Source organism: Janthinobacterium sp. SUN206 (assembly GCF_030587305.1).
GTDB lineage: Bacteria > Pseudomonadota > Gammaproteobacteria > Burkholderiales > Burkholderiaceae_D > Janthinobacterium > Janthinobacterium kumbetense.
This window is the reverse complement of record NZ_JAPWIB010000001.1, coordinates 2,334,975-2,360,865: the sequence shown is the minus strand read 5'-3', so window position 1 is coordinate 2,360,865 and position 25,891 is coordinate 2,334,975. Positions and strand designations below refer to the sequence as shown.

24 protein-coding genes are annotated in these 25,891 nt (G+C 63.8%); 9 read left to right on the top strand and 15 right to left on the bottom strand.

Annotated elements, in window-relative coordinates:
• Positions 1–29: 29 nt before the first annotated feature.
• The 10 genes from O3300_RS10615 to O3300_RS10570 form a co-directional block, all read right to left on the bottom strand.
• On the bottom strand, positions 30–617 hold the full coding sequence (locus tag O3300_RS10615; protein WP_305052891.1) for a prepilin peptidase: 588 nt from the start codon (positions 615–617) through the stop codon (positions 30–32).
• Entirely contained in the window at positions 614–1,684 is a 1,071-nt protein-coding gene (locus tag O3300_RS10610; protein WP_305052890.1) for a phosphatase PAP2 family protein, read from the bottom strand. The genes O3300_RS10615 and O3300_RS10610 overlap by 4 nt, the downstream gene beginning before the upstream one ends.
• Complete coding sequence (locus O3300_RS10605; protein ID WP_305052889.1) at positions 1,681–1,854, bottom strand: Flp family type IVb pilin; 174 nt, start codon at positions 1,852–1,854, stop codon at positions 1,681–1,683. Before O3300_RS10605 ends, O3300_RS10610 begins: the two co-directional genes overlap by 4 nt.
• Before the next feature lie 93 nt (positions 1,855–1,947).
• Positions 1,948–2,130 carry a Flp family type IVb pilin gene (locus tag O3300_RS10600; RefSeq protein ID WP_305052888.1) on the bottom strand — a complete coding sequence of 61 codons (183 nt, stop codon included), beginning with the start codon at positions 2,128–2,130 and terminating at the stop codon, positions 1,948–1,950.
• A gap of 70 nt (positions 2,131–2,200) precedes the next feature.
• A complete protein-coding gene (locus tag O3300_RS10595) occupies positions 2,201–2,347 on the bottom strand; it encodes a hypothetical protein (RefSeq protein WP_158300249.1) in 147 nt (48 codons plus the stop codon).
• 257 nt (positions 2,348–2,604) lie between these two features.
• Positions 2,605–3,306, bottom strand: a complete 702-nt coding sequence (locus O3300_RS10590; protein ID WP_305052887.1) for a response regulator transcription factor — start codon at positions 3,304–3,306, stop codon at positions 2,605–2,607.
• Positions 3,303–4,970 carry a sensor histidine kinase gene (locus O3300_RS10585; protein WP_305052886.1) on the bottom strand — a complete coding sequence of 556 codons (1,668 nt, stop codon included), beginning with the start codon at positions 4,968–4,970 and terminating at the stop codon, positions 3,303–3,305. Before O3300_RS10585 ends, O3300_RS10590 begins: the two co-directional genes overlap by 4 nt.
• Positions 4,971–5,120: 150 nt before the next feature.
• Positions 5,121–6,092, bottom strand: a complete 972-nt coding sequence (locus tag O3300_RS10580) for a sensor domain-containing diguanylate cyclase (protein WP_305052885.1) — start codon at positions 6,090–6,092, stop codon at positions 5,121–5,123.
• Positions 6,093–6,097: 5 nt separating this feature from the next.
• Positions 6,098–6,724, bottom strand: coding sequence for a chemotaxis protein CheC (locus tag O3300_RS10575; protein WP_034786994.1), 627 nt, complete (start codon positions 6,722–6,724; stop codon positions 6,098–6,100).
• A 2-nt stretch (positions 6,725–6,726) separates the two neighbouring features.
• Entirely contained in the window at positions 6,727–7,095 is a 369-nt protein-coding gene (locus O3300_RS10570) for a response regulator (RefSeq protein ID WP_305052884.1), read from the bottom strand.
• Positions 7,096–7,302: 207 nt separating this feature from the next.
• Between O3300_RS10570 and rpiA the strand changes: the two genes are divergently transcribed.
• Complete coding sequence (gene rpiA / locus O3300_RS10565) at positions 7,303–7,980, top strand: ribose-5-phosphate isomerase RpiA (RefSeq protein ID WP_077407708.1); 678 nt, start codon at positions 7,303–7,305, stop codon at positions 7,978–7,980.
• A gap of 32 nt (positions 7,981–8,012) precedes the next feature.
• Here the strand turns inward: rpiA and O3300_RS10560 are convergent, their stop codons facing one another.
• Entirely contained in the window at positions 8,013–8,582 is a 570-nt protein-coding gene (locus tag O3300_RS10560) for a DUF6622 family protein (RefSeq protein ID WP_369812288.1), read from the bottom strand.
• Positions 8,583–8,704: 122 nt separating this feature from the next.
• The gene (locus tag O3300_RS10555) at positions 8,705–8,977 is read right to left on the bottom strand and encodes an oxidative damage protection protein (protein WP_034750797.1); all 273 of its coding nucleotides are present in this window, start codon (positions 8,975–8,977) and stop codon (positions 8,705–8,707) included.
• A gap of 219 nt (positions 8,978–9,196) precedes the next feature.
• Here O3300_RS10555 and kdsA point away from each other — a divergent pair, with 219 nt between their 5' ends.
• Positions 9,197–10,042, top strand: coding sequence for a 3-deoxy-8-phosphooctulonate synthase (kdsA, locus tag O3300_RS10550; protein WP_034750794.1), 846 nt, complete (start codon positions 9,197–9,199; stop codon positions 10,040–10,042).
• A 61-nt stretch (positions 10,043–10,103) separates the two neighbouring features.
• Here the strand turns inward: kdsA and argA are convergent, their stop codons facing one another.
• On the bottom strand, positions 10,104–11,414 hold the full coding sequence (gene argA / locus O3300_RS10545; RefSeq protein WP_046685875.1) for an amino-acid N-acetyltransferase: 1,311 nt from the start codon (positions 11,412–11,414) through the stop codon (positions 10,104–10,106).
• 170 nt (positions 11,415–11,584) lie between these two features.
• Between argA and hrpA the strand changes: the two genes are divergently transcribed.
• Positions 11,585–15,697 (top strand): ATP-dependent RNA helicase HrpA, encoded by a 4,113-nt coding sequence (gene hrpA / locus O3300_RS10540; protein WP_369812272.1) that lies wholly within the window; start codon positions 11,585–11,587, stop codon positions 15,695–15,697.
• A gap of 48 nt (positions 15,698–15,745) precedes the next feature.
• Here hrpA and O3300_RS10535 read toward each other — a convergent pair whose 3' ends face one another.
• A complete protein-coding gene (locus O3300_RS10535) occupies positions 15,746–16,336 on the bottom strand; it encodes a PRC-barrel domain-containing protein (protein ID WP_305052881.1) in 591 nt (196 codons plus the stop codon).
• A 239-nt stretch (positions 16,337–16,575) separates the two neighbouring features.
• Here O3300_RS10535 and O3300_RS10530 point away from each other — a divergent pair, with 239 nt between their 5' ends.
• The 3 genes from O3300_RS10530 (at position 16,576) to O3300_RS10520 (ending at position 21,421) form a co-directional block, all read left to right on the top strand.
• Positions 16,576–17,772, top strand: coding sequence for a PHB depolymerase family esterase (locus O3300_RS10530; protein ID WP_305052880.1), 1,197 nt, complete (start codon positions 16,576–16,578; stop codon positions 17,770–17,772).
• 305 nt (positions 17,773–18,077) lie between these two features.
• Positions 18,078–19,292, top strand: a complete 1,215-nt coding sequence (locus O3300_RS10525) for an MFS transporter (RefSeq protein WP_305052879.1) — start codon at positions 18,078–18,080, stop codon at positions 19,290–19,292.
• A gap of 83 nt (positions 19,293–19,375) precedes the next feature.
• Positions 19,376–21,421: a GNAT family N-acetyltransferase gene (locus O3300_RS10520; protein WP_305052878.1), complete on the top strand. Its 2,046-nt coding sequence runs from the start codon at positions 19,376–19,378 to the stop codon at positions 21,419–21,421.
• Positions 21,422–21,471: 50 nt separating this feature from the next.
• Here the strand turns inward: O3300_RS10520 and O3300_RS10515 are convergent, their stop codons facing one another.
• Entirely contained in the window at positions 21,472–22,737 is a 1,266-nt protein-coding gene (locus O3300_RS10515; protein ID WP_305052877.1) for a putative Na+/H+ antiporter, read from the bottom strand.
• Positions 22,738–22,942: 205 nt separating this feature from the next.
• On the opposite strand from O3300_RS10515, the gene imuA reads away from it, so the two are divergent.
• The 3 genes from imuA to O3300_RS10500 all read left to right on the top strand — a co-directional run bounded on the left by imuA (position 22,943) and on the right by O3300_RS10500 (position 25,854).
• Positions 22,943–23,653: a translesion DNA synthesis-associated protein ImuA gene (gene imuA, locus O3300_RS10510; RefSeq protein WP_305052876.1), complete on the top strand. Its 711-nt coding sequence runs from the start codon at positions 22,943–22,945 to the stop codon at positions 23,651–23,653.
• Positions 23,583–25,070 carry a DNA polymerase Y family protein gene (locus O3300_RS10505; protein ID WP_099666921.1) on the top strand — a complete coding sequence of 496 codons (1,488 nt, stop codon included), beginning with the start codon at positions 23,583–23,585 and terminating at the stop codon, positions 25,068–25,070. The genes imuA and O3300_RS10505 overlap by 71 nt, the downstream gene beginning before the upstream one ends.
• Before the next feature lie 79 nt (positions 25,071–25,149).
• The gene (locus O3300_RS10500; protein WP_251350362.1) at positions 25,150–25,854 is read left to right on the top strand and encodes a glutathione S-transferase N-terminal domain-containing protein; all 705 of its coding nucleotides are present in this window, start codon (positions 25,150–25,152) and stop codon (positions 25,852–25,854) included.
• Positions 25,855–25,891: the final 37 nt, after the last annotated feature.

The following is a 25,891-nucleotide window of genomic DNA, read 5'->3' as shown; positions in this document are numbered from 1 at the left end:
GTGGTGGCTGGTCGTCGGAGCGGCGCGTTTCAGCGCAGGCTCCACAGATGGTGGTATTGCAGGAACACCTGCAGCGCGGTGCCGCTGGCAATGGCGAAGGCGTAGGCCAGCTTGCCGGTGGCTGGCGGCGGTTCGGCGATCGTGGCGGCGCCGCCGGCCATGCTGTGCAGCAGCGCGCCCAGCATCATGTGATAGGTGTTGCGCAGCACCAGGCGCAGGCGGCGGCCTGCCAGCGCGGCGGCCAGGGCCAGCACGCCGCCGCACAGGAAGGTCAGCAGGGCCGCTTCCAGCACCGCATCGGGGCCGAGGAAGGCGCCGCACATGGCCATCAGTTTGACGTCGCCGGCGCCGAGGGCGCGCAGCAGGTACATGGGCAGCAGCAGGGCCAGTCCGGCGCCGGCGCCGGCCAGCGCCTGCAGCAGGCCCAGGCCGCCGAAGGAGGCGTCGAACAGGCCGTTGCCGGATGGTACGAAGCTGTTCAGGATCAGCCCCGCCAGCGTGCCCCACAGCACCAGCTGGTTGGGGATGCGGCGCGTGCGCAGGTCGTGCCACAGCGCGGCAGCGAGCAGGGTGGCCAGCACGGCCAGGCACAGCAGCATGGGCAGGCGGGCGCTCATGATGTCAGTCCTCCCTTGCTCAGGCAGGGCGCCGTGGACAGGTTCATGGCGGGTGCCGCGGCCTGGCTGCCCAGCAGCTGTCCTACCAGGCGCCACACCAGCGCCGCGCCGGCCGCGCCCACATAACCGTCGAGCGCATAGTGCCAGCCCAGGTGGATGGAGCCGAGCAGGATCAGCACGGCGAAGGCGGACAGGGCGAGCCCGGCGGCGCGGCTCACTTTCCAGCCCATGAGCGCCATCAGCACGGCCGTGGCCACATGCATGCTGGGCATGGCGGAGATGCCCAATTCGCCGTTCGTGCCCTTGCTTTGATAGCCTTGCCACAGCATGTCTTGCACTTGCAGGGCCCAGACGGGGACGTGCTGGTTGGCGTCATGCAGGTAGGCCATCAGCGGCGCGTACGGGTCGCTGGCATGCAGGTGGCCGTAGTAGCAGGGGCCGACCGAGGCAAACAGCACTGCCAGGATGCTGCCCAGGGCGATCCAGGTCAGCGCAAAGCTGAGCAGGAACTGCATGCGCAGCAGCGGGCGGCGGGTATCGAGGATGAGCCAGTACAGGATGGCGTAGAACAGGAAGAACCAGAAGTGGTAACTGAAGTTGAGCAGGCCCGTGATGAGCGGGTGGCCCAGCAGCGGCTGCAGCCTTTCCCATGGGGCCTTGCCGCCATGCAGCGCCATGTCCCAGGCGGACAGGCTGGCATCCCAGGTGTACGGATGCAGGCGGGGGATGGCGGCCTTGAAGACGGTGAAGCTGGAGGCGAATATGGGGATCAGCAGCATGGCTGGCAGCGCGTGCAGCAGGCGCTCGTTGCTCAGGTAGCGGCGCAGATCGTGGTACAGATAGTGGCACAGGCGGTGCGGGCGTTTCACCACCATGACGCGGATTGTGTAGCCGCACAGGATGAAGACGGGACCCGTGAGGATGGCCACGAGGAAGCCGGCCAGCACGTTGAGGGTGTCCGAGGCGCTGGGCAGGCCGCCGGCCAGCAGTGCCGCGGCGGCGGCATACAGCAGCACGATCAGCAGCAGGGCGCGGTGGCTGCGCAGCGAGGCGCGCAGGGTATTCATGACAGGGCCAGGACCACTTGGTCCTTGACGTAGACAAACAGCAGTCGGACCTGGTCACCGAGCAGGGTGATCGTGATCACCAGCACTGCCGCGATCAGGCCCGCCAGCAGCGCGTACTCGATCGCCGTGACGGCGGACTCGTCGGATAAACGGCTGAAAAGAGTTTTCACGATGGGCCTCTGATAGGTGAGCAGGGGAAACTTGCCTGTGGCGTTGACCTGGCGGTAACCGGACTGGCGACGTGCCAGCCCGGAGTACCGTGCTCAGGCGGCAGCGGTGTTGGCGGCGGTGAGCTTGGTGCCGATGGTGCTGAATGTCTTTTTCAGCTGCGTGCCGACGATGGTGACGGCAGCGATGATCACCACGGCGATCAGGGCGGCGATCAGGCCATACTCGATTGCGGTGACGCCATCTTCTTCGCGGATAAAGTTTTTGATGAGGTTCATGACAACTCCTGGTGGTGGTTAAGGTACAGCGGTGGGTAAAACGGCATGGCAGCGTTGCTTCCTGGCGCACTCATGGACTTTCGCCCAGTGCCAGCAGTCCGATGATGCAGACCACCGCCATGAGGGCCGCCACAAGTGCATAGCGGTAGAACGCAGCCTTTTCCTTGCCCTGCAAATAGGTGATCAGGGCTGTCGGAAGAAACTTGTCAAAGCGCATGCTGTGCTCCGTGTCGTGGTGGGCCGCGCGGTGATTTGCACTCCGGTAGAGCCACTATAGAAGTCGGCACCTTGATCTACATCAGAAGAACATCCTTTTATCGTGAGGAGGAACTGCTTGTTTTTTTCGTGACAATTGTCATGGTCGAGTTGGGCGCGCGCGGGCGAAGGGAGGCCATGCCGGTGGCTGGCGCAGGGGGCTGCGGGGGAAGGGCGTGCGCGGCCGTGCAGTGGCCGTGCGGGGGGGGGGTAGCGGCGTCAGGCGCCGGGCGGCAATTGGCCCAGCTGGTGCTTGGTGGCGTAGGCGTACAGTTCCAGGCGGTTGTACACGCCCAGCTTGCGGTAGATCGACGTCAGGTGATTGCGCAAGGTGTGTTCGGAGATGAACAGCTGGTCCGCCAGCAGCTTGGCCGGCGTGCCGCTGCCGTGCACCAGCGCGGCGATGATCTTCCTTTCCTTGAGGGTCAGGCTGGCGATGGCGATGGCTTGCGCCGAGCCGCCGCCGGGCTGCGTCAGATGGGTGAGCATACGTCCCAGCATTGCGTGTTCCAGCCACAGTTCGCCCTGGTACACCTTTTCGATGGCTTTCAAGACCATCTCCGCCGGCGCGTCCTTGCTGACGATGCCGCGCGCGCCTTTCAGTACCGTCTGGTCCAGGATGGCCTGGTCGTGGCTGGCCGTCAGCACCAGCACGCGCGTGCTGCCGCATTGCGCCAGCGCGGGCAGGATGGCCAGCGAGCTGATGCCGCCCAGGTCCAGGTCCAGCACGATCACATCCGGTTGCAGCGCCTTCGCCTGCTCCAGCGCCTCGGCGCTGTCGGACGCCGTGGCGACCACGCGCATGCCCGAGTGCTCGCCGCCGATCAGCCGCTCCAGGCCCCACAGCATGGTCTTGTGATCGTCCACCAGCATGACGCTGATGACATGGCCGGCCGGAGGGATGTGGCGTAAGTCATTCATATGGGGATCTCGATCTGCACGGAGGTGTTGCCCAGCATGCCATGCGTGACGCGGGCGGTGCCGCCTAAGGCGGCGGCGCGCTCGGCCAGCGAGTCGGGCAGGAAGTCGGGGACGTGCGCGGCGGCGCATTCGTTGTCGATGCTGATGTGCAGCGCGCCCTGCACGCAGGTCAGCTTGACGGCGCCGTGGCGCGCCGACGTATGCTTGCGGATATTGCTCATGCCCTCGTTGACGATCTGGAACACTTCGGCCGCCAGGCGGTCGTTGATGTGCAGGTCGCCTTCGATATGCAGGGCGATGTCGATGCCATAGAATTCGCGGATCTGCGTGGCCTGGCGGCGCAGCGCGACCAGCAGTTCCGGCTCGCTTTGCACCTGCCCGTTCTTGAACGTGCGCGCGTAGCTGCGCAGGTCGGCGATTACCTGGCCCGACATGATGATCAGCTTTTCCAGCTCCGGCAGCAGCGGGTTGCCCGGTGTGGCTTCGTTGCGCAGGGCGGCCAGGCCATGGCGCAAGCCGATATACGGCTGCACGGCCGTGTCATGCAAGTCGCGCGCGATCTTTTCGCGCTCGCGCGAGGCCGCCTGCGACGCCAGGCGGTCGAGCAGATCGATGTTTTCAATGACGGGAAAGGCCTGCGCGCCGATATGGCTGAGAAACAGGGCGTCCGTCTTGCTCATGCTGGTGGCGGACACGATGAAGATGCGGCCTTTGCCATTGCGCAAGGGCAGCGGTGCGCTGATGAAGGCGTGCGCTTCGAGCAGTTCGGCCAGGCGGCCGCCCGCCGCGTCGTCGTGCCGCAGCCAGCGCCCGCTGTCGGGCTCGAGCATGCGCGCGCCGCCGGACCATGGCAGCCAGCGGCCGGCGGGCTGGTTGTACAGGGCGATCTTGTCGTACGGGAAAGCGAGCAGGGGGCTGGCCGCGTCGTCGCTGAGGAACGAACTCGTATGCACGACGCCCGTGCCCGTATGAATCACGCTGCGCAGCGACCAGACCCGCGTGCCCTTGTCCTGCATGATCAGCAGGCAACTGCGGCCGTTGAAATAACTGCGGGTTTTTTCCAGCACCGAGGTGATGGTCTGGTCGACGCCGAAGCGCGGATTGGACAGCTGGCTGACATCGCGCAGCAGCGCCAGGTGGCTGCGCTGGGTGATGGCCGAGCCGCCCCAGTAGGCGATCATGTAGCCGAGCGCCAGCAGGAAGGTGGTGCGCAATAGCAGGCGCGACAGTTCAGCATCCGTTTCGCCGAACAGGGCGGTGGCGGCAAACAGGCCGGCCGAGGCCAGGGTGATGCGCGCGCCCTCCTCGAAGCCCCGCTGGAACGACGAGGTCAGGATGGCAAAGAAAAAGAACAGGAAGAATAAATTGTTGTGGCTGCTGGTGGCAAACACGATCAGCGCATACCAGGTCACGTCCAGCCAGTACAGCAGGATGTCCTGCGGCAGGCTGAAGCCCAGCAGGGCCAGCACATAGAGCAACAGGCTGTGCATGGTGTAGGCGGAAAAGATCAGCCAGGTGATATTGCTCAGTTTGCCGGCGCTTTCGGGGTCGATGAACAGGGTCAGCAAGGTGGCGCTCGACAGCAGCAGGCGCATGCCGTTCACCATGGTCGTATCCATGCCGGCACCCGGCAAGCCGGATTTGAGGGGAGGATCGAGATTCACAAGCGCTCCTGGCCATGTCCCGCATGGGTGGGCCATGCGCAGGGATAGATACCACAGATAAATTCTTGTTATTGTTGCTGCAATCAGTGACGAGTCTACGCACACGCCGTAAAGATGTCTACTGGAATCATTTGCCCTGCGTTGCTTTTTTTATAGCGGCTGCGCCATCACGCGGTTGCGCCCGGCGCCCTTGGCCTGGTACAGGGCGCGGTCGGCGGCGCCGATCAGGGCGGAGATGGCCAGCGGCTGCTGCGGGTACTGCGTGGCGATGCCGATGCTGACCGTGATGTGCTTGACTTCATTGCCCGTCTTGGCATGCGCAATGCGCAGGTCGGCCGCATGCTGGCGGATTGCCTCGGCCATGCGCAGCGCCTGCGCCGCGTCCGTATCGGGCAGGATGGCGGCAAATTCTTCGCCGCCATAGCGGGCCAGCAAGTCGGTGGGGCGCTGCAGCATGGCGGCCAGCTCGGCCGCCACGCGGATCAGGCAATCATCGCCCTGCTGATGGCCGTAATGGTCGTTGTAATCTTTGAAATGGTCGATGTCGATCATCAGCAGCGACAGCGGGCTGCTGGTGCGCATGGCGCGCCGCACTTCCTTCTCGATCGCCACGTCGAAGTGGCGGCGGTTGGCGATGCCCGTCAAGCCGTCGGAAAAGGTTTGCGAGCGCAAGACCATGGTCTGTTCGCGCAGCAGCTTTTCGCGTCCCACGGCGATGGTGACGTCATTGATCTGGATCAGGCAGTGGCGCGGCGAATCGGGTAAATTGATCGGTGTGACGGCGATGGCTTGCTGCATGCGTTCCTCGGCGTCGTTGCCGCCCGTGGCCGCGCCATGCGTGTACAGCGCAAACGGCGCCTTGTGCAGGGTTTGCGACAGCAGCGACTGGAAATTGTCGCGCAGGGCCTGGGTGATGGCCGAATCGATGCGCTTGTGCCGCATTTCCGGAAAAACGGCGAAGAAATCCTGGCCCAGCACGGCGTCGGCCTGGCGGGCCGAGTGGCGCGCCATCCAGCTGTTCCACAGCACGATGCGGTGCTGTTCATCGAGCACGATGGCGCCCAGGTTCACGGCGCCGAGTATGCTCTCGAGCAGGGCGAGTCGATGCAATGCATCCGGCATGATCGTCACGCCTGTCCCAGGACCTTGGCCAGGTAGCGGCTGACCTGCTGTTTCAGGTCGTGCAGGGCGGACAGGTCGAGCACGAAGGCCACATAGCCATGGATCTGGTGCTTGGACAGCACGAAGTCGATATGCAGCATCAGCACGACGGCTTCGTCATCCTGGCCGCCGAACGAGGACAGGATTTCCGCACTGGTGCCCACGTGGTACAGGGGCAGCGAGCCATGCAGTTCGCTGTCGAACAGGTTGGCCAGGGTTCCGACGCAGGAGTTGAGGATGATGTTGCCGATCTCGCTCATCGCCTCCTGTTCCATCTCCGTCAGTTCCTGCAGCGGCATGGCGTCGCCCACCATCAGGCGCACGATTTCCAGGCTCTTGTCCTCGGGAAACATCAGGATGGCTTCGGTGGCGAAAGCGCCATCGTAATGCTGGCTGACGCCGCAGATGCGTTCGCCATCCTTCTTGCTGCCCAGCAAGGCGGCCGCGTCGGCACGGTTCAGGAAGGTGATCGACGGCACCGACATGGTGACTTCTTCATTCACGATCTCGCTCATGGCCGCCGCCGCATGGCCCACCCCGATGTTGAATATCTCTACCAGGGCATCATTCTCGAGTTCGGAAAGATTGACCATGCTCACAGTCCCAGTGATTCGATCAGCTGGTGGATGCGCGTTTCCGTGATCGGTTTTTCCATGAAGCCGACGCCCAGTTCGCTGGCGCGGTTGCGGGTGGCGTTCTGCACATTGGCCGTGACGAGAATGATATTCGTCTGCGGACACAGCGCGCGCAATTGTTCCGCCGCCGCGATGCCGCCCATGCCGGGCATGTTGACATCCAGTAGTATCAGCACAGGGGTGGCGGTCTTGACTTTCTCCAGGGCTTCCTCACCCGTCGCCGCCTCAATCACTTGCCAGTCGGCATGTTTGCTGAGGATGAACTGATGCGACATCAAACGTGAAACCCGGCTGTCATCGACAACAAGTACCTGTTTACTGTGATTCATGTGCTATTCCTGAAACGTCATATCGGGGCTATCGTGCCATTTTCGCATATTTTAAAGGGCATAGAGTGTAAATGGACGCGCAATTGCCTTAGGGCAAGGTTTTCGCGCTTGCCTGTTGTATCGCGGCGCCTTGTCGGTCATGATGGCCGGCTGGCCGGGCTGGCAATCCGTTAAAATAGCGCCATTCCTCACTTTAGCCTGAATGCCATGACCCAAGACGAATTGAAGCAAGCCGTAGCCCGCGCCGCCATCGACTACGTAGTAAAAGGTGAAATCATCGGCGTCGGCACCGGTTCCACCGCCAATTTCTTCATCGATGAACTGGCCAAGATCAAGGACAGCATCAAAGGCACGGTTGCGTCGTCCGAAGCGACGGCCGCGCGCCTGGCCGGCCATGGCATTCCCGTCTTCGACTTGAACGATGTCGAGTCGATCGCCGTCTACATCGACGGCGCCGATGAAATCACGGCCAGCGGCGCCATGATCAAGGGCGGCGGCGCGGCATTGACGCGTGAAAAGATCGTTGCTTCCGTATCCAAACAGTTCGTCTGCATCGCCGACGGCTCCAAGCTGGTGGAAACCCTGGGCGCCTTCCCGCTGCCGGTGGAAGTGGTGCCGATGGCGCGCGCCGCCGTGTCGCGCCAGCTGGCCGCGCTGGGCGGCACGCCCCGCCTGCGCCTGAAGGCAGGCACCACCGAAGCGTTCATTACGGATAACGGCGGCGAGATCATCGACGTGCTGGGCTTGAAAATTGCCGACCCGGTGGCGCTGGAACAGCAGATCAACCAGATCGTCGGCGTCATCGCTGTCGGCCTGTTCGCCGTGCGCGGCGCCAACGTTTGCCTGCTGGGCATGCCAGAAGGCGTGCGTACCCTGGCGTACTAAGATGATAGCCGGCGTTCGCCGGCATAGATGTGTTAAACGGCGGCCCCTTGCGGGCCGCTTGTCATGTGTGCCTGGCGGTACACGGCCACGGTGCGCAGCAAGCCGCCGAGGAAGATGCCGCTGAAGCAGCCATAGGCGAGGCAGACAGGTACGATGAAGCCGGCCGCATGGGCATAGGCCGGGGCGATGGCCAGGGTCACGGCGACCGCATATTTCATGCAGAAAATGCTCATCATCAAGATCATGGGTACCCAGCTGCCGGGGCGCTGCACGCTGCCCCTCTGGGGAATGGCCACGATGGTGTCTGTCTTGGTCAGCGACCATGCCAGCGCCGCGCCGGCCAGCGCGCCGGCGACCCAGGCGAACGGCGCCATGCCGGCCAAGCCGAAACTGCCATGTACGCCGCTCAGCGACAGGGCCAGCATGACCAGGGGAATGATGCACAGCTTGCGCAAGCTCACTTCGCGGGCGCGGCTGGCCAGCACGCCGCGGTAGACGAGAAAGCCCAGGATGGCCCAGACGTAGAGGGGAGTGTGGCTGAAGATTTGCTGCAACATGGTGTCCGCCTTGGTGTGAGGTTGTCGATGGACGTACTGTGCCAGCCGGCGGCGTGGGCGGCGAGCGGCTTGCGACGAAACGGGGAGGCGGTGCCGTGAAACGGCGGGGAAAGGCGTGAAACGAAGGTGAAACTGCCCGTGACGTGGTCACGGGCAAGCGATACAGCTTATTCCGTAGGTGGAACGTAACCCATGGCCGCATCGGCGCCATCGCCGAAGAAATGCTTTTCCATCTGCGTGGCCAGGTATTTGCGGGCGCGCGCGTCGGCCAGGTTCAGGCGGTTTTCATTGACCAGCATGGTCTGGTGCTTGAGCCAGGCAGCCCACGCTTCCTTCGACACGGATTCGTAAATCTTCTTGCCCAGTTCGCCCGGGTACGGCGGGAAATCCAGTCCTTCGGCTTCCTTGTTGAGTTTGATGCAGTGGATCGTGCGGGCCATCTGTGCTCCTGAATCAGTGTAGAGATAAAGCGTGATTATAAGGCACTTTGCGCCTGCCCTCGCGGGGCCGTCGCGGCCTGGCGACACGCCGTTTGCCGCGCCCTTGCGCTGGATCAAATTTGATCTGCGCCGCCCTAGCTAGTAAGATGCCTTATCGCGCCAGCCGCTGGCGGCGCCTCTTCCAACCAAGTAGTAGCAATTAACCAATATGGAATCCCTATGACCTCAGTGAAAGTCCATGGCATCGATGTCAGCAATACAGGCAGCTTTGCGCTGTTTGGCGGCATCAACGTGCTCGAATCGCGCGATCTCGCCATGCGCGCTTGCGAAGAATACGTGCGCGTCACGCAAAAACTGGGCATTCCATATGTGTTCAAGGCCAGTTTCGACAAGGCCAACCGTTCATCGATCCATTCCTACCGTGGTCCGGGCCTGGAAGAAGGCATGCGCATCTTCCAGGACGTGAAGGCGGCGTTCGGCGTGCCCGTGATTACCGACGTGCATGAACCATGGCAGGCGCAGCAAGTGGCCGAAGTGGTGGACGTGCTGCAATTGCCCGCCTTCCTCGCGCGCCAGACGGACCTCGTCGTGGCCCTGGCGAAAACCGGTAAAGTGATCAACATCAAGAAACCGCAATTCCTCAGTCCTGGCCAGATGGCCAATATCGTCGAGAAATTCAAGGAAGCGGGCAACGATCAATTGATCCTGTGCGACCGCGGCACCTGCCTCGGCTACGACAACCTGGTGGTCGACATGCTGGGCTTTGGCGTCATGAAGAAGACGTGCGACGACTTGCCGATCATCTTCGACGTCACGCATGCGCTGCAGCAACGCGACCCCGGCGGCGCCGCTTCGGGCGGCCGCCGCCAGCAAGTGGCGGATCTGGCCCGCGCCGGCCTGGCCGTCGGCATCGCCGGTCTGTTCCTGGAAGCCCACCCTGATCCCGACAACGCCCGCTGCGATGGCCCCAGCGCCTTGCCGCTGGACCAGCTGGAGCCGTTCCTGGCGCAATTGAAGGCGCTCGACGACCTGGTCAAGTCGTTTGCCCCGCTGAACATCAAGTAATGGTGTTTCAGTAAAGGTGTTTCAGTAAAGAAAAAGCCCGGCATGCCGGGCTTTTTCAGTTTTACAGTGTCTTGATGAGAACCTGGGATTTACGTTGCCAGTTATACATATGCTGGCGGTCCTTCGGCAAATCGTCGACCGTAGCCGGCACGAAGCCCCGTTTCTTGAACCAGTGCGAGGTGCGCGTGGTCAGCACGAACAGCTTGTTCAGGCCGGCGGCGCGGGCGCGGTTTTCCATGTGTTTCAGGATGCGTTCGCCATCGCCCTGGGCTTGCACTTCCGGGTTGACCGTCAAACATGCCATTTCTGCCATCTTTTGCGCGGGGAACGGGTACAGGGCGGCGCAGCCGAAGATCACGCCGTCATGCTCGATGACGGAGAAATAATCGATTTCGCGTTCGATCAGCTCGCGGCCCCGCTTGACCAAAGTGCCGTCCGCTTCCAGCGGTTCGATCAGTTTGATGATGCCGCCCACGTCTTCGATGGTGGCCTGGCGCAAGCTTTCCAGGTTTTCATGGCTGATCATGGTGCCCACGCCATCATGGGTAAACAATTCCAGCAGGGCGGAACCATCCATCGAGAACGGCACGATGTGCGAGCGCTCGACGCCGTTGTGGCATGCCTTGACGCAATGTTTCAGGTAAAACGCCGTGGCGTCGGGCAGGAAGCCGGCCATCAGCACGGCTTCGGCCTGGTGCGACGACAGTTCGCGGATTTCCACGCCCGTCGCGTCTTCCATCATCGGTGTTTCCGTGATGAAAATCAGCTTGTCCGCGTGCAGGGCGATGGCGGCGCTGCACGCCACGTCTTCCATGGTCAGGTTGAACGCTTCGCCGGTGGGCGAAAAGCCCAGCGGCGACAGCAGCACCAGGCCGTCCGAACCGAGGATGGAATGGATGGTTTCGGCGTCGACCTTGCGCGTGATGCCCGTCAGTTCCAGGTCCACGCCATCGATCACGCCCAGCGGGCGCGCCGTGATGAAGTTGCCGGAAATGATACGGATGGCCGCGTGCGACATGGGCGTGTTCGGCAAGCCCTGGCTGAACGCGGCCTCGATATCGAGGCGCAGCTCGCCGGCGGCTTCCTTCGCGCATTCCAGCGCGGCAATGTCCGTGATGCGCACGCCGTTGTGGAAGCGGCCTTCGACGTTACGCAAGGCCAGTTGTTCCGCCACCTGCGGCCGCGAGCCGTAGACGACGGTGACATTGATGTCCAGCGCATGCAGCAGGGACAAATCATGGGCCAGCACCTGCAGCGCCCCGGCGCTGACGAGTTCACCGGGGAAGGCGACCACGAAGGTCTTGCCGCGAAAGGCGTGGATGTAGGGCGCGACTGAGCGCAGCCATTGGACGAATTGGGTAGGGTTTTCCATTAAGCGCATTATAATTCGCTGCGCGATGTGCGCGCTTAAAATACCTGTAAAAAACAATGTCTTCAGCCAGCAATAAGTCTTCCCCTCCTTCCACCGTTGCAAATGTGCCCGCCAGCGGGGATGTTTCCGCGCCTGCGGCCACGCCTGCGCAGGGCCGCCAGCGCCCGCCCGTGAGCCAGCAAAGGCAGCAAGCGCCGCGCGCGGAACAGCAGAAACAGCAACAGCAGCAGCGATCGGGAGAGGGCAAGCCCCAGGCCGCGCGCCCGCCGCGCGAGGGGCAGGAAAGCCGCGAAGCCCGCGATGCGGCCCGCGCCGCGCGCGAAGCGGAAAAGGCTTTCCGCAACCCGCTGCCGCCGATCACGTATCCGGAAGACTTGCCCGTCTCGGGCCGGCGCGAAGAAATCGCCAAGGCCTTGACGGAAAACCAGGTGATCATCGTCTCGGGCGAGACGGGTTCCGGCAAGACGACCCAATTGCCGAAGATTTGCCTGGAACTGGGACGCGGCCAGAAGGGCTTGATCGGCCACACGCAGCCGCGGCGTATCGCCGCCTCGTCGACGGCCAAGCGCATCGCGCAGGAGCTGGGCACGCCGCTGGGCGAAACCGTGGGTTTCAAGGTGCGCTTTGCCGACACCTTGACGAAGGGCGCGTCCGTCAAGCTGATGACGGACGGTATCTTGCTGGCCGAGACACAGACCGACCCGTTGTTGAAAAATTACGACACCATCATCATCGATGAAGCGCACGAACGCAGCCTGAACATCGACTTCCTGCTTGGGTATCTGAAGCAGCTGCTGCCGCGCCGGCCCGACCTGAAAATCATCATCACCTCGGCGACCATCGACGCGGAACGCTTTGCGCGCCATTTCGGCACGCCGGAAAAACCGGCGCCCGTGATCGAAGTGTCGGGCCGTCTGTACCAGGTGGAAGTGCGCTACCGTCCCGTCGAACGGGAGCAGGTGGCCATGCCGGGTGCCGGCGCGGGTAGTAGCGGCGCCGACAAGCCGGGGCAGAGGACGGCCGCCGCGCGCGAAAAGCGCGATTTGATGGATGCCGTCGTCGATGGCGTGGAAGAGCTGTGCCGCATCGGTTCGGGCGACGTGCTGGTGTTCTTGCCGGGCGAGCGCGAAATCCGCGACTGCGCCGAAGCGCTGCGCAAGCACCACCCGCCGCACGTGGAAATTTTACCGCTGTTCGCCCGCCTGTCGGCCGAAGAGCAGGAGCGCGTGTTCAAGACCAGCAATGCGCGCCGCATCGTGCTGGCTACCAACGTGGCGGAAACGTCGCTGACGGTGCCCGGCATCCGCTACGTGGTCGACGCGGGCCTGGCGCGCGTGAAGCGTTACAGCTACCGCAACAAGGTCGAGCAGCTGCAAGTCGAGCCGATCGCCCAGTCGGCCGCCAACCAGCGCGCCGGGCGTTGTGGCCGCGTGGCCGACGGCGTCTGCATCCGCCTGTACGAAGAGCAGGACTATTTGCTGCGCCCGAAATTCACGGAACCGGAAATCCTGCGCTCCTCCTTGGCGGCCGTCATCCTGCGCATGAAGTCATTGCACCTGACGGACGTGGAAACTTTCCCATTCATTGAGCCGCCGCTGGCGCGCGCGGTGGCCGACGGCTATCAGCTGCTGCAGGAGCTGGGCGCCGTCGATGACGTCAACAAGCTCACGCCGCTGGGCAACAAGCTGGCCAAGCTGCCGCTGGACCCGCGCGTGGGCCGCATGATCCTGGCCGCGCTCGACAACGCCTGCCTGACGGAAGTGCTGATCGTCGCCTCGGCCCTGTCCGTGCAAGACCCGCGCGACCGCCCGATGGAGCACCAGCAGGCGGCCGACGAGGCGCACAAGAAATTTGCCGACGAAAAATCGGAATTCCTCAGCTATCTGAAAATCTGGCGTTGGTTCGAGTCGGCCATCGAGCACAAGAAAACCAACCGCCAGCTGCAAGACAATTGCCGCACGAACTTCCTGTCGCAGATGCGCTTGCGCGAATGGCGCGACGTGCACTCGCAGTTGTTGACCATCGTCAAGGAACAGGGCTGGCGCCTGAACGAAGCACCCGCCACCTATGATAATCTGCACATGGCCTTGCTGACTGGCTTGCTGGGCAATATCGGTTTCAAGGGAGAGGACGAGCCGGGCGCGGGCTACCTGGGCGCGCGCGGCATCAAGTTCCATATCTGGCCCGGCTCCTCGCTGCTGAAAAAACCGGGCAAGTGGATCATGGCGGCCGAGCTGGTCGACACGACGCGTTTGTACGCGCGCTGCGTGGCGCAGATCCAGCCCGAATGGCTGGAAAAGGTGGGCGAGCACCTGCTGAAGAAATCGTGGGGCGAGCCGCGCTGGGAAAAACGCTCGGCGCAGGTGACGGCGTCCGAACGGGCGACCCTGTATGGCCTGGTGGTGTACAGCCAGCGGCGCATCAATTATGGCAATTTCAACTTGCCGGAAGCGCGCGAAATCTTCATCCGCGACGCCCTCGTGGGCGGCGACTTCGACACGCGTGCGCCATTCTTTGCGCACAACCACAAGCTGATCAAGGACATCGAAAACCTCGAGCACAAATCGCGCCGCCTGGACGTGCTGGTCGACGATGAACTGATCGCCGCCTTCTACGACAAATTGCTGCCGGCGGACGTGTGCAATGGCGCCGGTTTCGAGAAATGGCATAAAGAGGCCATACGCGAGAACCCGAAGCTGCTGTACCTGAACCGCGAAGAGCTGATGCGCCACGAAGCGGCAGGCGTGACCACCGACCTGTTCCCGAAAACCATGTCCGTGACGGGTCTGGAAATGGGCCTCACCTACCATTTCGAGCCGGGCAGCGTGCGCGATGGCGTGACGTTATCGGTACCTCTGTATGCCTTGAACCAGTTGCCGCGCGAACGCTGCGAATGGCTGGTGCCGGGCATGCTGAAGGAAAAAGTGCATCTGCTGTTGAAATCGCTGCCGCAAAAGCTGCGTCGCCACTGCGTGCCGCTGCCCGATTACGCGGCCAAGTTCTGCGAGCGCGTGCATGCAGCGGGCGTGTTTGGCCGCGGCGACCTGGTCGACGCCATCATCCTCGACATCCGCACGCAGATCACGATCAATGTGCTGACGACGGATTTCAAGCCGGAAACTTTGCCTGCCCATCACTTCATGAATTTCAAGGTGATCGACGAGCATGGCCGCCAGCTGGATATGGGCCGCAACCTGGCCACCCTGCAAGCGGAATTCGGCGGCCAGGCGCGCCAGAGTTTCCAGAAACTGGCCGAAGTGTCGGGCGTGTCCGGCACGGGCACGCCCGGTGCCAAGGTGGCGGGCGCGCAAGTGGCGTCGCGGCTGCAAGCGCAAGCGCAGGGTGCCAACGCGGCGCCAGGCAAGGGCGGCGCGCCGGCCAAGGGCGCAGCCGCCGCTGCGGCGCCGGCGTCGGGCAATGCCACCGTCTCGCAGCACATGGGCTTGACGGGCTGGACCTTTGGAGAATTGCCGGAGTTGCTCGAAATCGTGCAAGGCAAGCTGACCCTGATCGGCTTCCCCGCGCTGGTCGACAAGGGCACGCATTGCGACCTGGAAGTGTTCGACGACCCGACCGTAGCCGCCCGCACACACAAGGTGGGGTTGCGCCGCCTGTTCGCGCTGCAAATGAAGGAGCAGATCAAGTACGTCGAGAAAAGCATCCCCGGTTTGCAGCAGATGGGCATGCAATTCATGGCCCTCGGTTCGCAGGAAGAGCTGCGCGAGCAAATCATCAACAAGGCGCTCGATATTGCTTGCTTGCAAGATCCGCTGCCGCTGGACGCCGCCTCGTTCGCCAAGCGCCAGGCGGAGGGCAAGTCGCGCCTGGTCTTGCTGGTCAATGAAATCGCCCGCCTGCTGTCGCAAGTACTGACGGAATTCCACGGCTTGCCCAAGCGCCTGCAGAATATTCCTGCAGCGGCGGCCACCGATATCCAGTCGCAGCTGCAGGGACTCGTGCATAAGCGTTTCCTGACGGAAAACGAGTACACGCAGCTGGCGCATTTCCCCCGTTACTTAAAAGCGATCAATGTGCGCCTGGAAAAGCTGCGCGCCGACCCAGCGCGCGACACCAAGTTGATGGCCGAGTGGCAATCGGCGGCCGCGCCGTATTTGCGCCAGGCCAAGGACCGCCAGGCTGGCAAGAACACGGACCCGAAACTGGTCGACTTCCGCTGGATGCTGGAAGAGCTGCGCGTGTCGCTGTTCGCGCAGGAATTGCGCACGCCGATGCCTGTTTCGGCCAAGCGCCTGCAAAAGGTATGGGAGTCGATGCAGCGCTAGGTTTTTTGCCTTCGGCCCACGCGTAGGCTGCATGACGCGGTTTTACCGCTAGTCCGGCTGGCGTTGATCCTGCTCATCATCACCGAGCGATGAGCGCGAGCCACCCTGGCTGCTGCCCGTGCCGGCGCGGCTGCCGCTCATGGAGGTGCCGGACATGCTGCTTTCGCTGCCCGATTGCAGGCTGGCGCTGCCGCGCAGGTCGCTGCCCGATGGCATGCGGCTGCCTGCCATGGCGCCGCTGCCGTAGCGCGTGCCGCTGCCATAGAAGGCTTCCATCTGCTGGTTCCACGCTTCGCTGCCCATGTCGGGCCAGTTGTTCTTGTCGAAGCCGGGGGCGTCTTTCAGCAAGTCTTTGTCCACGTTGAGCAGGAAGCGCTTGTTGACGGTATCCAGGGTCAGGCGTTCCCAGGGTACGGCAAACAGCTTGTCGCCCATGCCCAGGATGCCGCCGAAGGACAGCACGGCATAGGCGATCTGGCCCGTGCGCATGTCGAGCATGATTTCCTTGATGTCGCCCAGTTCCTCGTCGTTGTGATTGTAGACATCGTCGCCGAGCAGGGTATCTGCCCCCATCAGTGCCGGCCCCGGGCCGTCGTGGTTGCGGTACATGCCCAGGATGTCGCGGTCCAGATAGCTCATGGTGTTCTCTCCTCTGGTGAAGTGCGGATCGAACATCCAGATTAAGCATGCGCACGAGGTCGCGCTTGATCTGCCTCAATCGTGCCAGCGGCACTTTTATCCGTGTGCAAACGTACGGTGTTGCCAGACAATTGCGGTACTCTATGCATTCTACGGAGGAGGCCGCACATGCTGACGATGCAACGATGCAGTGGGATGAACTTGCGGTACGCTCCACCACGCCATGCGCGCCGCTTGCCATGGTAAAGCCCGCCACCAAATGGCTGCGCGGGCTGCTGCGCGCCGGTAAGGCGCAGCAGCGCACGGCCAGCAAGCTGGCCAAGGTGCTGTTCGGCCCCGTGCCGGCCAAGCCCAAGGCCAAAGCCCGCAGCAAGGTCGTGGCCAAGACCACGCAGGCGAGCCACAAGCCGCGCGCCAGGCCCGCCAGCGACGCGCTGCCCGCCCTGGCGCCCTTCGGCACGCCCCTGTCGCCCCCGCGCGTGCGCAAGCGAACGGCGCCCCCGCCGGGCAAGTGGCTGGCCGCCCACTATGCGCCGTTGCCGGAACTGGGGCAGTTGCCGGGCCGGCGCCTGCCATATTTCCTGTACCTGCCCGAGAAGGCGCCGAGCGCCGCCATGCGCAGCCGGGGCCGGCCGCTGCTGGTGATGCTGCACGGCTGCGAGCAGAGCGCCACGCAGTTTGCCGAAGGCACGCGCATGAACCGCCTGGCCGAGCGCAAGGGCTATGCCGTGTTGTATCCGCAACAATCGCTGCGTTCGCATGCGCGCCGCTGCTGGAAGTGGTACGACAAGCTGACGCAGGACGGCGGCGGCGATGTGCGCCTGATCGTCGGCGCCATCGAGCAGGTGGCGGCCCGTTATGCGATCGACCGCGCGCGCATCTATATCTGCGGCATTTCCGCCGGCGCCGGCATGGCGCATATCGTGGCTCTGAACCATCCGCAGCTGTTCGCCGCGCTGGGCCTGCATTCCGGGCCCGTGTTTGGCGCCGGGCATAACCTGATCGGCGCGCTGGGCGTGATGCAGCATGGTGCGGCCGCCCGCGCCGACGCGGCCATCGATGAAGTGCTGGCGCGCCAGCCCGCGTTTCCCCGCCTGCCCACCATCCTGCTGCAAGGGCTGGCCGACAAGGTGGTGCGGCCCATTAACCAGACGCAGCTGGTGCGCCAGAGCGTGCGCGTCAACCGCTTGCCGGTCGATACCGTGGTGACGGCGCAGCGCTTGCCTGGCGGCGCGGCGGGCGGGCGCAATCCGGCCCATGCGTATGGGCTGCACGATTATCAGGTGGGCAAGCAGGTGTTGCTGCGCGTGGCGCAGGTCGAGCACCTCGAGCACGCCTGGAGCGGCGGCGACGCCAGCCTGCCGTTTAACGACAAGGCCAAGCCCGACGCCAGCAAGATGCTGCTCGATTTCTTCGCCAGCCACCGCCGCCGATAAGCTGCCGTGCCGCGCGCCGCAACGGTGCGCAGGCACTGGTACGCATCGCTTTCCTTTCTCCCGCAGGACCGCTGCCGCGCGCCGGCACGCTGGCCGCGCCCTTTCCGGTGCCGATTTTCAATGCCGCAGCAGCAGTGATTTTTCTAAAGTGGTATTGCTGCGGTATTTAAAAATCACAAAAACAGGCGCTAAAAATACTAACTGGTATACAATTGGTACACGTTTTCAGTGAAGTCGTGTCCGCCGTCCCATGCCCCGACAGCCGGCACGCACTGACGGCAGCCACCCACGTTACGGAACGCGCCATGTCCATCAAGTCCAAGCAGTTGCTGTGGTTTTTTGCGTTTTTCCTCGTCTTTGAACTGAATATCTATCTGTCGAACGACATGATCATGCCGGCCATGCTGGGCATCGTCGGCGAGTTCCAGGCGGAGGCGAAATTCGTCCCCTTGTCCCTGAGCCTGTATCTGCTGGGCGGCAGTTCCCTGCAGATATTCCTGGGGCCCCTGGCCGACGCCATCGGCAAGCGCAAGCTCGTGTTGACCGGCAATACCTTGTTCCTGTTGGCCACGTTGGCCGTGCCATTGACCGCTTCGATCGAGCAATTTCTCGTCGCGCGTTTCATCCAGGGCATGGGCTGCTGCTTCATCTTCGTCGGCTACGCCATGATCCATGAACTGTTCGACGACATGGCGGCCGTCAAGCTGAGCAGCATTCTGTCGAGCACCACCATCCTCGCGCCCCTGGCCGGCCCGATCCTCGGCAGCGCCATCATCAGCCGGCTGGACTGGCGCTACGTGTTTTTCCTCTCCGGCCTGCTGGCGCTGCTGTCCTTGCTGGGCCTGTGCAAGACCATGCCGCGCGCGGCCCCCAGGGTCGCGCGTCTGGACCTGGCTGCCATCGCGCGCAGCTATGGCGCCATTTTCAGCAATCGGCGCTTCATGTTCGGCATGTTCACGGCCGGACTGGCCACCGTGCCCCTGACGGCCTGGATCGGCTTTTCGCCCCTCTTCGTGCTGCAGGAAATGGGCGCCTCCTACGCCACGTATATCGCGCTGCAATGCGTGATCTTGTCCGGTTTCGTTCTCAGCAGCATCGCCATCCAGCGCCTGCGCCAGGATTTCCCCCTCGTGTCCCTGCTGCGCCTGGGCGGGCTGATCGCGGCCGCCGGCATGCTGGGCGCCGGCGCGGGCCGCCACCACGTCGACGTGTTTGCGGCCTGCATGTTTGTCTATTCCATCGGCTTCGGCCTGTTCAACGGGGCCCTGATCCGCAGCGCGCTCACGGCCAGCAAGGAATCGATGACCTTGACGACGGCCGCCATGAGCTTGCTGTACTGCATTTATCTGTCCGCCTGGCTGCAGCTGTACAACGTGCTGTGCCAGCGCTTCGGCTATGCGCTGGAAACGTATGCGCTGCTGAATATCCCCGTCATCGTGGTCATCACGGCCTGCCTGCTGCTGTTCACACGGGGCATGGCGGGACGCCGGGAAAGCGAGGTGCTGCTCGCCCGGCATTGATGGCGCAACGATGCGCATGTTGTCGACCTTGTTTTATCTCCTGCGACGTTTATTGACACTCTCCTGCGGAAAATGGTGCGCCCATGAAAATAGATGACCTGGCCTCGAAACACGATCAAGCAAAGATTTTCAACCTGGAATACGAGTTTCGCATCAACCGGCTGAAACTCGATTACATCACCCTGGCCGATGTCAGGCCGGCTGGCAGCGACCTGGAGCAATTGGCCGCGGAGCACCAGGCGGGCATCGCGGCCCTGCGCAGCTTCGTCGCCCTGAACTTCAACCATTTCAATGCGGCAAGCTGTTCCTCGCTCAGCTGCATCCCCACGCGCGCGCTCGGCGAGGACGAGCGCTACCTGCACCGCATCTGGATGGGCGGCCCCCTGCCGGCCATCGCCTGCGAGGCGATCCAGCAGTGGGGCGCGGCGCTCGACGACGTGCGCTGCAACGGCGGCGCGCCGTATGTTTCCATCCTGTGGGTGTGGGATGCGCAGCAGCTGCGCGATGACGAGCGCTTCAGCCCCACGGGCGGCGCCGGGCGCTACACGATAGGCCGCTACGACATCGGCGGCACGACCCTGCATATCAATTCGCTGCGCGCGCTGGCGCTGGACTTCGCGCCGGCCCGCTTCGATATCCTCGATACCCTGCATACGCAGCGCTATTTCGCCACCTTGTCCGATTATTTCCGCATCCTCATCATGTGCGAGTACGGCGGCCTGTATATGGATGTCGATACGATCCCGCACAATCCGGCGACGATTTTCCTGATGAAGCCGGAAGTGCCCGATTATTTCCAGCGCAAGGATGATGACAGCGAAGAGCGCCGGCATGTCAGCTGGATGAATTTGTTTCTCGATGAAACGGGCATGCTGATCGCCAAGAAGAACGATGCGGCGCTGCGTGTGATCCAGCGCAATGTGAACCGCGCGTATGCGGGTATCGATGCGCAGATTCCCCGTTCCTGCCCGCAATTCGAGGCGCGGCTGTTTGGCCAGTTTTATGCCGAATGGAAGAAAAACCTGGGCGTGACCCTGCTCAGCCATGCCGAGTTTTACCAGCGCTATTGCGTGCTGTATGACGGCGCGCGGGAAGCGGTGGCGGGCGGCATCCGCGGCATGCGCTTGCTGGACGATATCATTACCGACATGCACATCCCCTTGAGCGATGAGGAACGGCGCGCGTATGCGCGCTGCGTGGCGCGGCTCGACGAAATCGGCTGGCAACTCGACGATCCTTTGATCTTGCCCAATATCGTCGACGTGTTCGATATCGAGGAAGTGCCGCGCATGGCGTATGCTGCCCAATTGCGGGCGGATATCGAACATTTCCACTATTACTCGGTGCTGTCGGACGATCCGCAGCTCGACCGCGTGAATGACGTTTTTTGCCGCTACCTGCTGGCCCATCGTTCGCAGCATATTGCCGCCGGCAACTTCTGGCGCCCCACCGTGGGCCGCCACGGCAGCCGCATGCCAACCGCCGGCGATACCGCCCCGCCAGGTGACGAGGCTCAGGCGGGCTTGCTGTCGCATGCGCCGCTCACGCTGGTGCCGGGCGAGCTGCTGGGCGACGAGGCGAAGAACCGCATGGCCAAATTGCTGTTTGCCACCAGTTACCTGGAATACTGTTCGTTCGGCAATAAACTCAATCTGCAGTTCGTTGAATTGCAGCGGCGGCAGAACATCGACCCTTACCTGGCGCATATCCACGGCCTGCATGACGAGGACGGGCGCTTCATCGGCTTTTTCACGGCCGCGACGATGGACGAGTTCCAGGCGTGCGGCGCCGTCTCGTATTACCGCGATGACATGAAGGCGCTCGACGATGCGTATGACGCCTTCGTGCTCGCGCATGCGCGCGCCGACGACTGTTTCGTCAGCAGTTTGGCCATCGACGAAAAATACCGGGGCCAGGGTTTATTCAGGCAGATGTTCCATGAGATCCGCGACTTGTCCAGCCGCAAGGGCTGCGCGCGCATCACCTTGACGGTGTGGGAAAAGAGCGAAGCGCTGCAAGTGTATCTGCACAAGGGTTTTCGCAGCGTGGGCACGTTCGACTATGCCTACAGCCTGTTCTATGACCGGCTGCATTTCCTCGTGTATGAAGGAACTGAGGAAGGTAACTGAGGGGAAGGTGAGGGGAGTGGGGGCGGCCGGCAGCCGCCCCGTGTAGTGTCTTACAGGGCCAGGAAGGCCAGGCCCGCCACGGCCGTCGGCAGCAGGGCGCCCGCCAGCAGGCCGACGGCGCCGATCGATTCATCCTTGAAGCCGCGGCGCAGCAGGGCCACGCCGGCCGGGTTCGGCGCATTGGCGATGACGGTCAGGCCGCCACCGGCCACGGCGCCGGCCATCAGCATGTACTTCGCTTCGTCCGTCATGCCGACGATCAGCGAACCGAGGTAGGTGAGGGCCGCATTGTCGGTAATCGCCGTCAAGCCCAGGGCGCCGAAGAACAGGGCCAGCGGTTTCAGGCTGGAAACGATGGGCTGCAGCCACCATTGCTGCATGCCGCCCAGCACCACCAGGCCGCCCAGGAAGAAGCCGACCAGCAAGCCTTCCTTGAGGATCAGCGGGCTTTGATAACGCTCATACGCCTGCACGAAGCCGAGGAAGAACAGGAACAGGCCGATGAACAGCACGGGATGGTGCGCCAGGGTGACGACGCCGGCCAGCACGATCATGTGCACCAGGCTGACGGCCAGCGGCACCTTCGATGCTTCCACTTCGCCAGCCTTCGGCTTGATGTCGGAGGTGTTGCTGTGCAGATATTTGCGCAGCAAGATGCTCACGCCCGTGGCGTTGACCAGCACAGCGATGGCGGCCTTCCAGCCGAAATGGGTGGCCATGTAGGCGCTGTCCCAGTTCCACGTGGTGGCCACCATCAGCACGGGCGGCGCCGCGTACGAGGTGAGGGTGCCGCCGATGGAAACGTTGACGAAGAGCACACCCAGCGCGCCGTATTTCAGCCATTCAGGGATGCCCGGGCGGAAGATTTGCGGCGCCAGCATCAGCGCGGCCAGGGTCATGGCGGCCGGTTCCGTGATCAATGAGCCCGTCAGGGGCACGAGCGCCAGGCCCAGCCAGACGAGGGCCAGTTCCGTGCGCAGCGGCATCACGCGCGCCACGCCCTTCAACAGGCGCTGCACGGCGTCGAGCACGGGGCGCGAAGCGGCCACGACCATGACGACAAAGACGAACAGCGGCTCCGTGTAATGGCGCGACTCGGCATACTCGATGGCGGCATCGCCGCCCGAGACAAAGGCCATGATGATGATCAGAATGAAAGCCCAGAAGCCGAACACGACTTCCACTTCGCCCAGCAAATGCAGCAAGCCCGCATGGCGGGGATGGCGCCGCGATAATGTTTCAAACGACTTGGCGGCGAAGGTATGGATGAGCGCGAGGCCGAAGACGATGGCGCTGATGAGTTGGATGGTGGTCAAATGCGTTTCCTTATGGACGGAGGAAGCCGCCCGGTGCATTGCCGAGCGGTAAGGAGAGTGCTTATGGTACAGCAATCGATGTGAAAAACGGTGTTTTTCGGACGTCGCGGGACGGCCCCCGGATGGGGATGCGCAGATATGCCTTGCCAAAAGGGGGACTGGATAGTACTGTATATGCATACAGTATTCATCTTCATATTCAATTATGCAACATTCCCAATTGATGGCCTCGCCGGAAGCCTTGCACCCGTCCCTGTGGCGCGCATCGCAGCTGGGGCAGGGCGCCACGCGCTGCCTGGACACGGGCTTTGCCGCCCTGTCCGCGCAGCTGCCCGGCGGCGGCTGGCCCTGCGGCAGCCTCATCGATCTGCTGGTGCAGCAGCCGGGCAGCGGCGAAGTGCGGCTGCTGGCGCCCGCGCTGGCGCAGCTGCCGGGCTTGCCCATCGTGCTGCTGCAGCCGCCCCATCCGCCGCAGGCGCTGGCCCTGGCCGCGCAGGGGCTGGCGCCGTCGCAACTGCTGTGGCTCAAGAGCGCCGGCAGCAAGGATGCCCTGTGGGCGGCGGAAAACATCTTGCGCAGCGGCACGTGCGGCGCCTTGCTGTTCTGGCAGCCGCACGTGCGCGCCGACAGCCTGCGCCGCCTGCACCTGGCCGCGCAGTCCGGCAACACCCTGTTCTGCATGCTGCGCCCCTTGCATGGCGCGCAGGATGCGTCGCCGGCGCCGCTGCGCCTGTCCGTGCGCCCGGCCGCCGGCGGCATCGAGATCGGCTTCATCAAGCGCCGGGGACCGCAGCGCGACGCGCCCCTGTTCCTGCCCCTGCAACCTCCTTCATTACTGCTACGCCATGCGACTCTGGATCGGCCTGTACCTGCCCCGGCTCCCGCTCGAAGTGTTTTGCCCGCGCTGGTCGGCTGACCTTCTCGGCGTGGTGCTGGAGCAGGAGCAAGTGATGGCCGTGTCGCCGCTGGCGCGGGCGGCGGGTATCCGGCCGGGCATGCGCCGCGCGGGTGCGCTGATGCTGGCGCCGCAGGCGCGCCTGCACGAGCGCTCTTTGGCACTGGAGGCGCAGGCGCTGCAAGCGGTGGCGCTGGCGCTGCTGCAATATTCGCCGCTGGTGGCGCAGGGCGAGGAAGCGACCCTGCTCGTCGATGCGGGCGCCAGCCTGCGCCTGTTCGGCGGCGTGCGCGCCCTGTGCCGGCAGATTGCGGCCAGCTTGCGCGCGCTGGGCTACACGGCCCAGCTGTCGTGCGCCCCCACGGCGCGCGGCGCCTGGCTGCTGGCGCGCGCCGGGACGCGCCGGGGCCGCGTGCTGGGCATGGAGAGCCTGGTGCGCCGCCTCGACGGCTTGCCATGCGCCTTGCTGCCGCCCGCGCGCCCCTGGCTGGAATGGCTGGACGGCATCGGCTGCCGCACCCTGGGGCAGTTGCGCCATTTGCCGCGGCCCGGCTTGCAGCGCCGTTGCGGCGGGGCCTTGCTCGACATGCTCGACGATGCGCATGGCCACGGCACGGAACTGTACCTGTGGCTCGAAGCGCCGCCCACGTTTTGCGCCAGCCTGGAACTGTTCGATCGCGTGGAGCACGCGGAAGCGCTGCTGTTCGGCGCGCGCCGTCTGCTGCAGCAAATGACGGGCTGGCTGTGCGCGCGGCAATTCGCCGTCGAACGCATCCAATTGCTGCTGGCGCACGAGCGGGGCAGGGTGGCGCGCCCGCCCACCGTCATCGACCTGGCCCTGGGCGAGGCCGTCTGGCGCGACGAGCATTTATTGCGCTTGCTCAAGGAGCGCCTGGCGCAGCTGGTGCTGGAGGCGCCCGTGATCGGCCTCACCCTGGAAGCGCTGCAGGTGCAGCCGATGGCGCCGCCCAGCGACACCCTGTTTCCCGAGCCGGGCGGCACGCCGCAGGAGCGCCAGCGCTTGCTGGAATTGCTGGTGGCGCGCCTGGGCGCCGAGAATGTCTTGCAGGCGGCGCCGCGCGCCGATTACCGGCCCGAAGCGGCCAACCAGTGGCTGCCGCTGCCGGCCAGGCCAGGCGCACAAAACGCGCAGCCGGACTTGCCGCCCGGCTTGTCCGGCATGCCCCGTCCCGGCTGGCTGCTGGCCCAGCCCATCGCCCTCCTGATGCGCGAACACCGGCCGTTTTATGGCTCGCCGTTGAAAATGGTGTCTGTCGCCGAACGCATTGAGGCGGGCTGGTGGGGGCAGTCGCAGGCGCGCGATTATTTCATTGCCGAAGGACTCGATCACGCCCATTACTGGGTCTACCGCGAACGCATCGCCGGCAGCGGAGAAGATGCCGCGCCGCGCTGGTTTTTGCATGGCTTGTTTGGCTGAATGTGTTGTCCTGCTGAAACTGTCATGCTTGGCTATACTTGCCTGCTTGTGCCACGTCATACACCTCAAAAGGATTTCCATGTCCCAACTCTCCGACTTCCCCATCACCCAAAAATGGCCTGCCCGGCATCCCGAGCGCTTGCAGCTGTACTCGCTGCCGACGCCGAACGGCATCAAGGTCTCGATCCTGCTGGAAGAGCTGGGCCTGGCGTACGAGCCGCACCTGGTCAGCTTCGAGCAAAACGACCAGCTGTCGCCTGCCTTCCTGTCCCTCAATCCGAACAACAAGATTCCCGCCATCCTCGACCCGGACGGCCCCGATGGCAAGCCGCTGGCCCTGTTCGAGTCGGGCGCCATCCTGCTGTACCTGGCCGAGAAAACGGGCAAGTTCATCCCGCAGGACGCGGGCTTGCGCTATGAAACGATCCAATGGCTGATGTTCCAGATGGGCGGTATCGGCCCCATGTTTGGCCAGGTGGGCTTCTTCCACAAATTCGCCGGCAAGGATTATGAAGACAAGCGTCCGCTGGAACGCTATATCGGCGAAGCGAAGCGCCTGCTGGGCGTGCTCGAGCAGCGCCTGCAGGGCCGTGACTGGATCATGGGGAGCCAGTACACGATTGCCGACATCGCCATCTTCCCGTGGGTGCGCTGCCTGGTGGGCTTCTATGGCGCGGGCGATCTCGTCGGCTTTGCCAACTTCCCGAACGTGCAGCGCGCGCTGGACGCCTTCCTGGCCAGGCCAGCCGTTGCCAGGGGCGTGGATATTCCCAAGCGTGATTGAAGCTTGCCAGCCGCCAGCGGCGGCGGCCGGGCGGCGC